At 39.2% G+C, this 12,248-nt stretch carries 14 protein-coding genes; 2 read left to right on the top strand and 12 right to left on the bottom strand.

The genetic code is table 11. The features are described 5' to 3' along the window. Positions 1–65 precede the first annotated feature (65 nt). The 5 genes from ODU41_RS04285 to ODU41_RS04265 all read right to left on the bottom strand — a co-directional run bounded on the left by ODU41_RS04285 (position 66) and on the right by ODU41_RS04265 (position 4,132). Positions 66–1,133: a BMP family protein gene (locus tag ODU41_RS04285; protein WP_002940836.1), complete on the bottom strand. Its 1,068-nt coding sequence runs from the start codon at positions 1,131–1,133 to the stop codon at positions 66–68. Positions 1,134–1,213: 80 nt separating this feature from the next. Then, positions 1,214–1,603, bottom strand: coding sequence for a cytidine deaminase (locus tag ODU41_RS04280; protein WP_002940839.1), 390 nt, complete (start codon positions 1,601–1,603; stop codon positions 1,214–1,216). Then, positions 1,590–2,252 (bottom strand): deoxyribose-phosphate aldolase, encoded by a 663-nt coding sequence (deoC, locus tag ODU41_RS04275; RefSeq protein ID WP_024418109.1) that lies wholly within the window; start codon positions 2,250–2,252, stop codon positions 1,590–1,592. The genes ODU41_RS04280 and deoC overlap by 14 nt, the downstream gene beginning before the upstream one ends. Before the next feature lie 15 nt (positions 2,253–2,267). Further along, positions 2,268–3,545 (bottom strand): pyrimidine-nucleoside phosphorylase, encoded by a 1,278-nt coding sequence (locus tag ODU41_RS04270; protein ID WP_002940851.1) that lies wholly within the window; start codon positions 3,543–3,545, stop codon positions 2,268–2,270. Further along, positions 3,542–4,132, bottom strand: coding sequence for a class I SAM-dependent methyltransferase (locus tag ODU41_RS04265; protein ID WP_029188321.1), 591 nt, complete (start codon positions 4,130–4,132; stop codon positions 3,542–3,544). The genes ODU41_RS04270 and ODU41_RS04265 overlap by 4 nt, the downstream gene beginning before the upstream one ends. Positions 4,133–4,240: 108 nt before the next feature. Between ODU41_RS04265 and coaA the strand changes: the two genes are divergently transcribed. Together coaA and rpsT are read left to right on the top strand one after the other, a co-directional pair. Next, entirely contained in the window at positions 4,241–5,161 is a 921-nt protein-coding gene (gene coaA, locus ODU41_RS04260) for a type I pantothenate kinase (RefSeq protein ID WP_002935283.1), read from the top strand. 58 nt (positions 5,162–5,219) lie between these two features. Next, a complete protein-coding gene (gene rpsT, locus ODU41_RS04255) occupies positions 5,220–5,468 on the top strand; it encodes a 30S ribosomal protein S20 (RefSeq protein ID WP_012027069.1) in 249 nt (82 codons plus the stop codon). Positions 5,469–5,730: 262 nt separating this feature from the next. Here the strand turns inward: rpsT and ODU41_RS04250 are convergent, their stop codons facing one another. From ODU41_RS04250 to pstB (ODU41_RS04220), 7 genes are all read right to left on the bottom strand, one after another. Then, on the bottom strand, positions 5,731–6,960 hold the full coding sequence (locus ODU41_RS04250; RefSeq protein WP_044679497.1) for a transglutaminase domain-containing protein: 1,230 nt from the start codon (positions 6,958–6,960) through the stop codon (positions 5,731–5,733). 100 nt (positions 6,961–7,060) lie between these two features. Next, a complete protein-coding gene (locus ODU41_RS04245) occupies positions 7,061–8,440 on the bottom strand; it encodes a cell wall metabolism sensor histidine kinase WalK (protein WP_112477651.1) in 1,380 nt (459 codons plus the stop codon). Then, the gene (locus ODU41_RS04240) at positions 8,433–9,104 is read right to left on the bottom strand and encodes a response regulator transcription factor (RefSeq protein WP_112477650.1); all 672 of its coding nucleotides are present in this window, start codon (positions 9,102–9,104) and stop codon (positions 8,433–8,435) included. The genes ODU41_RS04245 and ODU41_RS04240 overlap by 8 nt, the downstream gene beginning before the upstream one ends. Before the next feature lie 193 nt (positions 9,105–9,297). Continuing rightward, positions 9,298–9,804, bottom strand: a complete 507-nt coding sequence (locus ODU41_RS04235) for a hypothetical protein (RefSeq protein ID WP_024385292.1) — start codon at positions 9,802–9,804, stop codon at positions 9,298–9,300. Between the two features lie 165 nt (positions 9,805–9,969). Then, a complete protein-coding gene (phoU, locus tag ODU41_RS04230; protein ID WP_112477649.1) occupies positions 9,970–10,626 on the bottom strand; it encodes a phosphate signaling complex protein PhoU in 657 nt (218 codons plus the stop codon). A 28-nt stretch (positions 10,627–10,654) separates the two neighbouring features. Beyond that, a complete protein-coding gene (gene pstB, locus ODU41_RS04225; RefSeq protein ID WP_002937614.1) occupies positions 10,655–11,413 on the bottom strand; it encodes a phosphate ABC transporter ATP-binding protein PstB in 759 nt (252 codons plus the stop codon). 11 nt (positions 11,414–11,424) lie between these two features. Then, positions 11,425–12,228, bottom strand: a complete 804-nt coding sequence (pstB, locus tag ODU41_RS04220; RefSeq protein ID WP_112477648.1) for a phosphate ABC transporter ATP-binding protein PstB — start codon at positions 12,226–12,228, stop codon at positions 11,425–11,427. Positions 12,229–12,248: the final 20 nt, after the last annotated feature.

The following is a 12,248-nucleotide window of genomic DNA, read 5'->3' as shown; positions in this document are numbered from 1 at the left end:
AAATCTCAGCCCGAAAACGGCGACCCCGTCGGGTCGCCGAATCGGAATTGTCGAAAAGAAATTCATTAAGGTTTTTCAGGAACTTCTACTTTGCCATCCAAGATAGCTTGCTTAGCATCTGCAACTGCTTTAGAAGCATCTTCTGAAAGGTTAGTTTCTGCCAATTCAACACCTTTATCTTTCAATGAGAATTGAAGTACTTGACCACCAGGGAATTCACCTGCGACAGCTTTAGTTGCAATATCTTTAACTGAAGTACCAACTTGTTTCAATGTTGAAGCCAATACAAAGTTAGAAGACTTACCATCTTTAGAAGTGTATTCACCTTCTGCTGATTGGTCACGGTCAACACCGATTACCCAAACTTTATCTGCTTCATTACGAGTTTCATTTTCTGCTTTAGCAGCAGCAAATACACCGTTACCAGTACCACCAGAAGCGTGGAAGATAACATCTGCACCTGCAGCATATTGAGCAGCTGCAAGAGTTTGACCTTTAGCAGCATCACCAAATGAACCTGCATAGTCAACTGTAATCTTGATATCTTTGTTTACAGACTTAGCACCCGCAACGAAACCAGCTTCAAAGCGATCGATGATAACACCTTCCATACCACCGATGAAACCTACGTGGTTTGTTTTAGTTGACTTAGCTGCAGCAACACCAGCAAGATATGATGCTTCATGGTCTGCGAAACCTACGCTAACTACGTTGTCTTGATCTGGAACAACACTATCCACGATTACATAGTGTGTGTCAGGATTATTTGGTGCAACCTCAGCAATCGCACTCTCCAAGGCAAAACCAATACCGAACACAAGGTTGTAACCACCAGCAACAGCTGAATCAAGGTTTGTGATGTATTCTGATTCATTAGCTGATTGGAAGTAATCGTAGCCATTACCTTTAGAAAGACCAGCTGCATTACCCCATTCTTGAAGACCTTCCCATGCAGATTGGTTAAATGAACGGTCATCAACACCACCAATGTCAGTAACGATAGCAGCTTTCACAGATGTGTCCGCTGATGAAGATGCTTCTGAGCTACTGCTTTTTGAAGCACGGTTACCACATGCAGCCAAAGATACAGCCGCAACAGCTGCTAGACCAAGTCCAACAAGTTTCTTGTTCATTTCTGAACCCTCCTAAAAATCTTTTTGCAACTACATTGTTGCAGAGTAATATTGCTACAGTCAAATGACTGTCATACAGACTAGGTTAAGTCTGTAAAGGAATATGGAAGTAATTCCCCGACTGTCATCTCGACTGTCGATTTATCTTTAGCGACCAAGGTCACTTTTAAATCCTTATCAAAAAATTCTGCCATAACTTGGCGACAAGCTCCACAAGGAGATATTGGCTTTTCTGTTTCACCATAAATAATGATCTCAGAAAAATCTTTCACACCTTCAGAAATGGCCTTGAAAATAGCTGTCCTTTCAGCGCAATTGGTCAAACCAAAGCTCGCATTTTCAATGTTTACACCCGTAAATATTTCCCCTGTCTTAGCTACAAGAACTGCACTAACTGGAAACTTTGAGTACGGTACGTATGCTTTTTGACTGTTTTTTACAGCTAATTCAATTAAATCAATAGTCTCCATCCGCCTGTGCTCCATTCATGATTGCCACGCCTGATGACGCACCAATACGAGACGCTCCTGCTTCGATAAAAGCAATAGCATCTTCATACGAACGTGCACCACCTGAAGCCTTCACTCCCATATCAGGACCTACTGTTTTTCTCATTAAGGCAACATCCGCTACTGTAGCACCGCCTGTAGAAAATCCTGTAGATGTTTTAACATAGTCCGCACCAGCTTCTTGAGATAATTGACAAGCTTTCACTTTCTCATCATCAGTAAGAAGGCATGCTTCGATGATAACTTTGACTAGTTTATCACCACTTGCTTCTACAACAGCTTTAATATCCTCCAAAACCAAATCGTAATTTCCAGTCTTCAGAGCACCGATATTGATAACCATGTCAATCTCATCTGCTCCATTTGAAATTGCATCTTTTGTTTCGAATGCTTTTACAGCAGGTGTGTTTGCTCCGAGAGGGAAACCAATAACCGTACACACTTTTACATCACTATCTTTCAAGCTTTCAGCTGCTAAAGCGACCCAAGTTGGGTTAACACAGACACTTGCAAAATCATATTCTTTTGCTTCTGCCAAAATCTTTTCAACCTGCTCTTGTGTTGTCTCAGGTTTCAAGATTGTATGGTCAATATATTTATTCAATTTCATGGTTTTCTCCGTACATTAAGAAATAATCTCTATGATTTCTTTCGTTTTTACACTTTCTTTATCTATTTTAACATTTTTTTGGAAATTTGTAAGCATGTTTTCCGAAATATTTTCATTGGCATAAATCGTTGCGATTTGTTCACCCTTAGAAACAGCTTCCCCTACTTTCTTATGGAAAACAATACCTGTTTCATAATCTAAATCGTCTGTCTTGACTGCGCGACCTGCACCAAGTTTCATTGCAAAGAGACCGAATTCCAACGCAGGAAGCCCCACAAGGTATCCATCCTCCTCCGCAAGAACTGGAACTTGCTGTGTAACCTGAACTGGACGATATAAATCTTCTAAGTCACCACCTTGGGCAAGGACCATCTCTTCAAATTTCTTCAAAGCTGCACCATTGTCAATATGTTGGCGTACTTCTTCAATGCTTTTCTCAACATTTGCAAGCCCCAACATAATTTGGGCTAGTTCACAGATAAATTCGGTAACATCTTCTCGACCTTTACCCTGTAAAATTTCAATAGCCTCTAAAATTTCCAAACGATTTCCAATCGAAGTTCCAACTGGTTGAGACATGTCAGTCAAAACTGCAACTGTCTTACGCCCAACCGCCTTCCCAAGATCCACCATGGTTTGAGCTAGAACCCGTGCTTCTTCAACGGTCTTCATGAAGGCGCCTTCTCCCACTGTTACATCTAGAAGAATCGCATCCGCACCTGCGGCAATTTTCTTAGACATTACCGAGCTGGCAATCAGTGGAATAATGTCAACGGTTGCTGTCACATCTCGAAGGGCATAGAGTAATTTATCAGCTTTGACAAGATTGTCTGACTGTCCAATAACTGCAACACCAGTATCTTGAACTTGCTTGATGAAATCTTCTTGACTAACTTCAATCTGGTATCCTTTGATTGACTCTAACTTATCCAAAGTTCCGCCAGTATGACCAAGTCCACGACCGCTCATCTTTGCAACTGGAATATCAAAACTTGCTACCAATGGCGCTAAGATGAGTGTAACCTTATCTCCGACACCACCTGTAGAATGCTTATCTACCTTGATGCCTGGAATTGCAGACAAATCAATCTGTTCACCTGTTGCAACCATGGACATTGTCAAATCAGAAATCTCACGTGTTGACATCCCTTTGAAATAAATCGCCATCGCCAAGGCTGACATTTGATAATCCGGTACTGTCCCGGCTACATATCCATCAATCAACCATTTGATTTCTTCAGACGATAGTTCTAAGCCATCACGCTTTTTTTGAATTAAATCAACTGCTCTCATTCTCTCACACTTTCAAGGATGTAGTAACCCTTGTCTTTCTTTATAATCTGGCAGTTGCCGAACACCTCTTCCATCTTAGCCTTGGCACTCGGTGCACCTTGTTTCTTTTGAATGACAATGGTCAAGGTTCCGTTTACCTCTAAGCGTTGAAAGGCTCCAGCAATTACTTCATGTACAACCGATTTTCCGGCCCGAATAGGTGGATTTGAAACAATATGATTGAATGTTTCGTCCACGTTTTCGTAGATATTGGATTGATAAATTTTAGCGGTAACACCATTCCTCTCAGCATTTTTTGTAGCTAAATCCAAAGCTCTGCTATTAATATCAATCAGTGTTGTCTTGGTGCTGAACACCTTAGCAAGTGTCAAACCAATTGGGCCATAACCACAACCAACATCCAACACCGATGCCCCTTTTTCAAAATGAAGGGTTTTTAAAAGCACTTGACTACCATAATCAACCATCTTCTTGCTAAAAACACCTGCATCTGTCATGAAAGACATTGGGGTGTCTAGTAAGTTTACGTGGATTTCATGAATATCATGTGCTACTGTAGGATTTTTTTCGTAATACATATTGGACATGTACTTATTATAACATTTCCTAAAAACGTTTTCAAGAGTTTTTCTTACATGAAAAATATGATAAAATGAAATCGATATTGAAACGCTTACCTATAGGAAGAATTATGTATGAAAAATGAATTTTTAAATTTTGAACAAATTGACCGAGCCACTTGGCAACAACTACATCGTAAGACTACCATTCCACTTAGTCAAAGCGAACTAAATTCTATTAAAAGTTTTAACGACCGCATCCAATTACATGAGGTTTCTGACATCTATCTTCCTTTGGTTAATCTTATCCATATCTATCGGAAAGCACGCAAAGACCTAAATTTTACGAAGAGTTTATTTCTACAGAAAACTATCAAGCCTCAACCGTTTATCATTGGCGTTTCTGGAAGTGTTGCTGTCGGCAAATCAACAACTAGTAGATTGCTGCAAATTCTTATCGCTCGGACATTTAAACACGCCAAGGTTGAATTAGTAACAACAGATGGATTTCTCCATCCAAATGCGGTTTTAGAAGAACGGCAACTGTTAAATAAAAAGGGGTTTCCTGAGTCCTATGACATGGAGAAATTGATTGATTTCCTTGATAAGATAAAAAACGGCTACGACTGCCAAATTCCTGTCTATTCACATGAAATCTATGATATTGTCCCCAACAAAACTCAGGAGATTAAGTCTCCAGATTTCTTGATTGTTGAAGGAATCAATGTATTTCAAAATCCACAAAACCAACGCCTCTATGTCAGTGACTATTTTGACCTATCTATATACGTTGACGCTGATGTGGAGCATATTGAAACCTGGTACTTGGAGCGATTCCAAAAATTATTGACATTGGCAAAAAATGACCCTAACAACTATTACCATCGTTTTACCCAGATGACGTACCCTGAGATTCTATCTATTGCCCAGAATACTTGGAAAAACATTAATCTAGCTAACTTAGAAAAATTCATTGAACCAACCAGAAACCGTGCTGATATTATTCTTCATAAGGCCGAAAACCATGAGATTGATAAAATTTATCTAAAAAAATAAATTTCACTTGTCAAAAATACTCTTTTCAGATATAATGGTATAGTTAGTACAAGAAAGGGTGGAGGTGAAACCATTGGCAAACATTAAGTCAGCTATCAAACGCGCTGAATTGAACGTTAAACAAAACGAGAAAAACTCAGCACAAAAATCAGCTATGCGTACTGCAATCAAAGCATTTGAAGCTAACCCATCTGAAGAGCTTTTCCGTGCTGCTAGCTCAGCAATCGATAAAGCAGAAACTAAAGGTTTGATTCACAAAAACAAAGCAAGCCGCGATAAAGCACGTCTTGCATCAAAACTTGCTTAATTAAAAAAGAAACCTTTGGGTTTCCTTTTTTTTATTTTTTTCCATCATAAGGAGACGGGACAACGTGGATTAGTTTTTCCCTCGATGAATAACATCATTAACTCGTCAACCACAAAGCCCTCACTAAGATTATACACCTAGTGAGGGCTTTATGTTCGTTTTCATTATTCTGTGGGTGAGGCGGAGTCATCATGGATGTCTTCCTCGCTCCCTATTTTTTATTATTAGGAAGAATACGCTCCTTGAGATTCAAACTAATTCGTTAGAACCAATCTGCCAGTTCAAATGTATAGGTTTGATCATTATAATAGTACTGATACTCTCCTGCATCTCCCAAAGCCTGAAAAATAGCATTATTTTCAGTAGAGGCCAATGTAATCATTTGTTGCATTGCTTCTGCTGTTCCAAATTGCAAGACTACTTTATCCGTACCTTGTAGTCGCTGATCAGTGATGGACTGTAAAACTGCAGCTTCATCAAAGCTTGTGAAATAGACTCCCTTTTGAACATAGTAATTCAATGAATTATCTATGCACTTTGGATAGGTCAATGCTCTAGGTTCGTAATATTGCTCTTCTCCCCAGTAGTCAAGGAGGTCGGTATCAGCAATTCTACTTCTCTCTAAGATTTCATCAGGGACACATAGATAATCGTATGAAATATCTGTATGCGCTTCTCCACTTATAGCTTGATCAAAAACTGGGTCTCCCCAAGTCGTATCAACACCATAGTATTGTCCATTTATCTTGACTAGATTCCAAGCATGCCCAAACTCACCGTTTTGCCCATTTTTTGCAATCCCTGTGACATAGATACAATCAATGCCTGCTTTTTTACATAAATATTGGAAGGTGCGACTATAGCCAGCACAAACTGATTTCTTATCTAATAGTACACTGGTAATTCCTTGGCTTCTCCACGTGACAGAGTTGGTCTGTAGGGCTTCAATGTCGTAATCCGTTTGCTTTATAATCACCTCGTAAAAATATTTAACCTTCTCATAGTCCGACCCTGTTGGTGCCTGAGCAAGTATCTTATTCACTTCCTCTTCTATTTTATTTCGTGTCGGAGATAAATCAGTCGGATACGCTGGCTCTTCTAAATCCAATATATCAACTCCGCCAGTCATTGCCGCTTCATCTGTTAGCCAGTAAAATTCTGGATAATCATGAGCGACAGAAAAATAGACGCGCGAATATATTTCATCGTTAACAGAATCAATATCAATCACTTGCATCCGCTTGCTGAGTCCATTAACAAATTGGAGATAGACACGACGTTCCTTATCAGTATCCAATTGTTGGTAGTAGAAATTTCCTTGAACCTCTTCTTTTAATGCTGTTAATTCTGCTTCTAGTTGCTTTTTTTCTTTAGAAAATTCAATTTTAGCTGCTTCCAAACGTTCACTCAGCTCTTGTCCTCCTCCTGAACAAGCAGAAAGGACTGTCGCCGACAATAATATGGTTAAAACGCCACGAGAAACTTTCCTCATATTTACCTCCATTCTTGTTTAAGTATAACATAATTAGGAGGTTTCTGACGAACTACACAAAAAAATTAGACTAGAATTTTCCTAGCCTAATAATATTGTTTTATTTAGGTAATCCTACCTCAAAAATAGTTCCTTTCGGTTGGTTATCTCTAACAAAGATTTTCCCACCTAGTGTCTTAATAATTTGCTGAGCCAGCGATAATCCTAGACCGAAACCACCTTTTTGACGTGTTCTGGCCTTATCAACTCGATAAAAGCGATCAAAGATTTTCTTCTTATCGGCATCGCTGATTCCCAAACCATTGTCGGCAACTGTGAAGTAGACAGATTTATCCTTGATATTAGCTGTAATTTGAATTCTGCCATCATCGTCGGTATACTTCATGGCATTGTCAAATAAAATGGTGAGCAACTGTTTAATCAAGACCTTATCTGTTCGAATCGGCTGATGAATCAAATTATTAACTGTTAGTGTTTTTCCATTTTCTTCGGCAATCATAAGGTAATTAGCAAATATTTCATCAAAATAGTTGGGTTGGACATCGATTATATCGACTTTTAAGCCATCATCACGACGAGCCAAATTGAGCAAGTTCGTTGTCAATAATCGCATATTTCGGACTTCTTCCAAACTAGACCCGATGCTTTCACTACTCTCTAAAATCGTCGCTTCGGGATGGCGAAACAGGCTCTCCAAACGATTTTGGAGAACAGCCAACGGCGTACGCAACTCATGACTAGCATTTTCGACAAAGTCCTTTTGTTTTTGATAGCTGATTAGAATTGGACGCATGCTAAGATTCGATAGGTAAATACTTGCTAGTATAGAAATCAACCAAGCTGATACCATAACAATAGCAACTGTCGATTCGTAGCTCTCAATGGAAGATTTAATTTGGCTGACATTCACCAAAATTGTCGCATATTTTATATCATAGGACGAATAATAACCTAGTTCATCTGTAGCCAGCCCAATCGTTATATAGCGATAATCTTCAGACATACCAAAACTTGATTCAACCGTTGCTTCCTTAATTTCGCCCAATTTTTCCTTATCTAACGGTAGATCGGCCAAACCAGTAAAAGTATCCGGATTGACCATTTCTCCACTTTTACTATAGAGTAAGACATGAGTATTGACACCTAATCTCAGCTGATCTCCATCTCTAGTATTTTTTTGTTCTTTAGGAACAGGCATGCTATCTGAGCTAGAGCTCGTCGTTTCTTCACTAGTTGGGCTATCTTGAAGTATAAAGACAGAGTTGGGCTCATAGGTTCTTGCGATCGCAAAACCAACAGCCATCGCTGGTTCTTCCTTAATCCGTTTCAAGGTATTATCTGAATTTTGATACATAGTTGAACGCATTAATTGAAAAATGATAGCTGTCATCAAGCCAAAAATCAGGGTAAATACTGCAAAATAACGGATAAAGAAGGAAAATTTATCCGTATACACTAATTTTCCGATTCGCTTAGGCATTTTTTAGAATGTACCCGACACTACGCAGGGTTTGAAGATTTTCCCCAAAGGTCGTTCCTTTCAACTTTTTCCTAATTTTAGAAACATATACTTCTACTACTGAAATAGTAGTGTCACTGTCAAATCCCCAAATACGGTCAAAAATTTGAGTTTTTGGTAAGATAACATTTTGATTTTGCAAGAAGTAGACGAGTAGATCGAATTCTTTTCCTAGCAATTCAACTTCTTCGCCATTTACAGTTGTAGAGTTTGTCGATAAGTCAACGGTCACGTCCCCATAAGTTAGTGTGTTTTCATTAAACTTACCCGCTCGTTTCAATAGAGCTTGAATTCGCATCTTCAATTCTTCTAAATAAAACGGTTTTGTCAAGTAGTCATCAGCTCCCAATTCAAAACCATGGCCTTTATCCTCTAGACTTTCCTTGGCTGTTGTAATCAGAACAGGGGTCGTAACACCTTTTTCACGTAACTCTTTCAAAACTTGGAAGCCATCTTTTTCAGGCAACATCAAATCCAAAAGAATCAAATCATAAACGCCTGTTTCCGCCTCATAAACGCCCTCTTCACCATCAAAAACCTGCATAACATCCGCAAAATCATGTAAGAAATCGAAAACAGAATTTGATAGGCTTAAATCATCTTCCACTAACAATATTTTAATCATCATATACTCCTTACGTTTCGGTTTAATAAACAAACCAAAGACCTGGACACAGGGCATGGTCCTTAATAGAAATGGTTAAATAAAGTCCTACCGTGACCATCTGAAAAATGAATGATCGGGTAGGCTTTATCTAACTATTTATTGATACGTGTTCATTATATCATGGAACAAGTAAAAACCAAAATCTCAATGTTTATTGATTAGAAGAACTACTATCCCCTGAAATTTGAGCTTTAATTTCTTGATTCTTCTCTTTTAAAGCATTCACTTCATCAGAAGAAGTACTCGAGTTTGACTGTGTTGCTCCACTTGTTGCATCAGGAGGGGTTGTCCCTTGGCTAGGACCTCCTTGACCTGGTAGCATGCCTTGGCTAGCTCCACCCTGACCTGGTGGCATGCCTTGGGGTACTCCACCCTGTCCTGGTGGCATGTCTTGGGGAGCTCCACCTTGACCTGGCGACATGCCTTGAGGTGCTCCTCCTTGACCTGGTGGCATACCTTGGGTATTCGCAGATGCGGCTACCTGTCCATTCGTTGCTGCAGAATTATTTTGCGCCAAACTTGCCTGACTTTGTGTTGAAACTCCTGCTGAGCTTTTAGAAATACTCATTCCCCCTGCAAAGCCCAAGGTAGCAGCCGAAATAGCAACAGCAGCTAGTACTGTTTTTGACTGTGACTTAAATTGATTAATAAATGACATAAAATTCCTCTTTTCAATAGAATATTATCAGAATGAGGCCCACTAAATAACTCCTCTTTACCTGATGATAATAGTATAGTATTAAAAACTTAAACTAAGCTAAAGAAGTCCAGCATTTTTATAAAAGTTTATTGCATAAAAAAGAAGCCCTCTCGGACTTCTGAATTACAACTCTGTAATATCACCTGTGCGTAGATAAACAACCCACTCACAAATATTTTTAGCATAATCACCGACACGTTCCAAGTAGGTTAAAACTTGGTAATAGTCGCGACCAGCAACCAAGGATTCTGGATTCTTCTTGATTTCTTCCGTTGTCAATTCTTGAATAGTTGAATAGAATTCATTGACAACCTCATCACGTGCTGCTACTTCATATGCGACTTCCATATCCGCATCACCAAGATAAAGCTCCAAAGTTTCTTCAACAAGTTTTCGAACTTCGCGCCCCATCTTCTTCACTTCATCTTCAACTACTGGAATACGGACTTCGCCTTTCATACGAATAGCAGCTTTTGCGATCGAAACTGCATGGTCTCCCATACGCTCCAAATCACTAGTTGCTTTCAAGACTGTGATAACGCGACGAAGATCTGTTGAGACAGGTTGTTGGAGAGCAATGATTTCAAGTGATTTTTTCTCTAATTTCACTTCGAAAGCATTGATTTTCTTATCTGCTTCAATGACTTCTTTTGCTAATTCACGATCATGAGTTGTAAAGGCACGAACAGCATTATTAATCTGAGCCAATACTTCATTTCCCATGGCGTAAAATTGGTTATGAAGTTTTCCTAATTCCTCTTCAAATTGAGCTCTTAACATGTGAACCTCTTTCTTTTTCTTATAGGCCTTAGCCGAACTTACCTGTAATGTAGTCTTCTGTTTCTTTATTGGCAGGATTCAAGAACATTTCTTTTGTCAAATTGTATTCTATCAAATCGCCATCAAGGAAGAAACCTGTTCGATCTGAAATACGTGATGCCTGTTGCATAGAACGTGTTACTAGCACCATTGTATACTTATCTTTCAGACCATAAAGTGTGTCCTCAATTTTACCAGCTGAGATTGGGTCAAGGGCTGAAGTTGGCTCATCCAACAAAATAATTTTTGGGCTTGTTGCCAATACACGGGCCACACATACACGTTGCTGCTGACCACCTGAAAGTCCAACTGCTGAGTCATGCAAGCGATCTTTCACTTCATTCCAAATAGAAGCACCAATCAAGGAACGCTCAACTGCTTCGTCCAAGACCTGCTTGTCCTTGATACCGTTAATACGTAAACCATAAACGACGTTCTCGTAGATAGACATCGGGAATGGGTTTGGTTGTTGGAATACCATACCGATTTCCTTACGAAGATCAACAGTATCCGTACGAGGACTGTATATGTTCTTTCCGTTGTAATCAATCGCACCTGTCAATGTTACCTCTGGGTTTAAATCTCCCATACGGTTAATAGAACGCAAGAGGGTTGACTTACCAGAACCAGATGGTCCAATCAAAGCAGTAATTTCATTTGGATAGAAATCGATTGACACATTATTCAAGGCTTTTTTCTTGTTATAGTAAACAGATAAATCTTTTACTTGTAAAATAGGTGATGTCATTTGTTCCCTTTCTATCCAAAATGTCCTGAAACGTAGTCACTAGTTGACTTGAGTTTTGCATTCTGGAAGACGTTTGCTGTCTTATCATATTCAATCAAGTCACCCAGATAGAAGAAAGCTGTGTAATCACTTGCACGAGCTGCTTGTTGCATATTGTGCGTAACAATGATAATGGTGTAGTCCTTCTTCAATTTAAACATAGTTTCTTCTAACTGCATAGTCGCAATCGGGTCCAAGGCTGATGCAGGCTCATCCATAAGCAAGATTTGTGGTTTTACAGAGATAGCTCGTGCAATACACAAACGCTGTTGCTGTCCACCTGATAAGGTAAAGGCTGACTTGTGCAAGTCATCTTTTACCTGATCCCAAAGGGCTGCTTGTTTCAGAGAAGTTTCAACGATCTCATCCAAAACTTTCTTATCTTTCACACCTGCACGTTCATGTGCGAATGTGATGTTACGGTAAATAGATTTTGCAAATGGGTTGGGACGTTGGAATACCATTCCGATATGCTTACGAATTTCGTAAACGTTCATATCTGGTCTATTGATGTCGATTCCTTCATAAAGAATTTGACCGGTTACCTTAGCAATATCAATAGTATCATTCATACGATTAAGACTGCGAAGATAGGTTGATTTCCCACACCCTGATGGTCCAATCAAGGCTGTAATTTTATTTTTTTCGAACTGCATATCAATGCCCTTGATCGCTTCATTTTTACCATAGTAAACATGAACATCTTTTGTCGAAAGGGCGATATTCTCCTCTGGAAAAGTAATGATATGGCGTTCATTCCAGTTGTAATCTGCCATTTTTTCTCCTTATAAGTCAG

Source organism: Streptococcus sp. 2022WUSS083, assembly GCF_044427155.1.
Classification (GTDB): Bacteria; Bacillota; Bacilli; order Lactobacillales; family Streptococcaceae; genus Streptococcus; species Streptococcus hashimotonensis.
This window is presented reverse-complemented; position numbering and strand designations above follow the sequence as displayed.

Coding starts and splice junctions, on each gene's coding strand:
- pstB (WP_112477648.1), bottom strand. CDS start 12,228: ATGGCAGATTACAACTGGAATGAACGCCATATCATTACTTTTCCAGAG.
- ODU41_RS04240 (WP_112477650.1), bottom strand. CDS start 9,104: ATGATTAAAATATTGTTAGTGGAAGATGATTTAAGCCTATCAAATTCT.
- pstB (WP_002937614.1), bottom strand. CDS start 11,413: ATGACATCACCTATTTTACAAGTAAAAGATTTATCTGTTTACTATAAC.
- ODU41_RS04270 (WP_002940851.1), bottom strand. CDS start 3,545: ATGAGAGCAGTTGATTTAATTCAAAAAAAGCGTGATGGCTTAGAACTA.
- ODU41_RS04245 (WP_112477651.1), bottom strand. CDS start 8,440: ATGCCTAAGCGAATCGGAAAATTAGTGTATACGGATAAATTTTCCTTC.
- ODU41_RS04265 (WP_029188321.1), bottom strand. CDS start 4,132: ATGTCCAATATGTATTACGAAAAAAATCCTACAGTAGCACATGATATT.
- phoU (WP_112477649.1), bottom strand. CDS start 10,626: ATGTTAAGAGCTCAATTTGAAGAGGAATTAGGAAAACTTCATAACCAA.
- ODU41_RS04285 (WP_002940836.1), bottom strand. CDS start 1,133: ATGAACAAGAAACTTGTTGGACTTGGTCTAGCAGCTGTTGCGGCTGTA.
- ODU41_RS04250 (WP_044679497.1), bottom strand. CDS start 6,960: ATGAGGAAAGTTTCTCGTGGCGTTTTAACCATATTATTGTCGGCGACA.
- ODU41_RS04280 (WP_002940839.1), bottom strand. CDS start 1,603: ATGGAGACTATTGATTTAATTGAATTAGCTGTAAAAAACAGTCAAAAA.
- deoC (WP_024418109.1), bottom strand. CDS start 2,252: ATGAAATTGAATAAATATATTGACCATACAATCTTGAAACCTGAGACA.
- coaA (WP_002935283.1), top strand. CDS start 4,241: ATGAAAAATGAATTTTTAAATTTTGAACAAATTGACCGAGCCACTTGG.
- ODU41_RS04235 (WP_024385292.1), bottom strand. CDS start 9,804: ATGTCATTTATTAATCAATTTAAGTCACAGTCAAAAACAGTACTAGCT.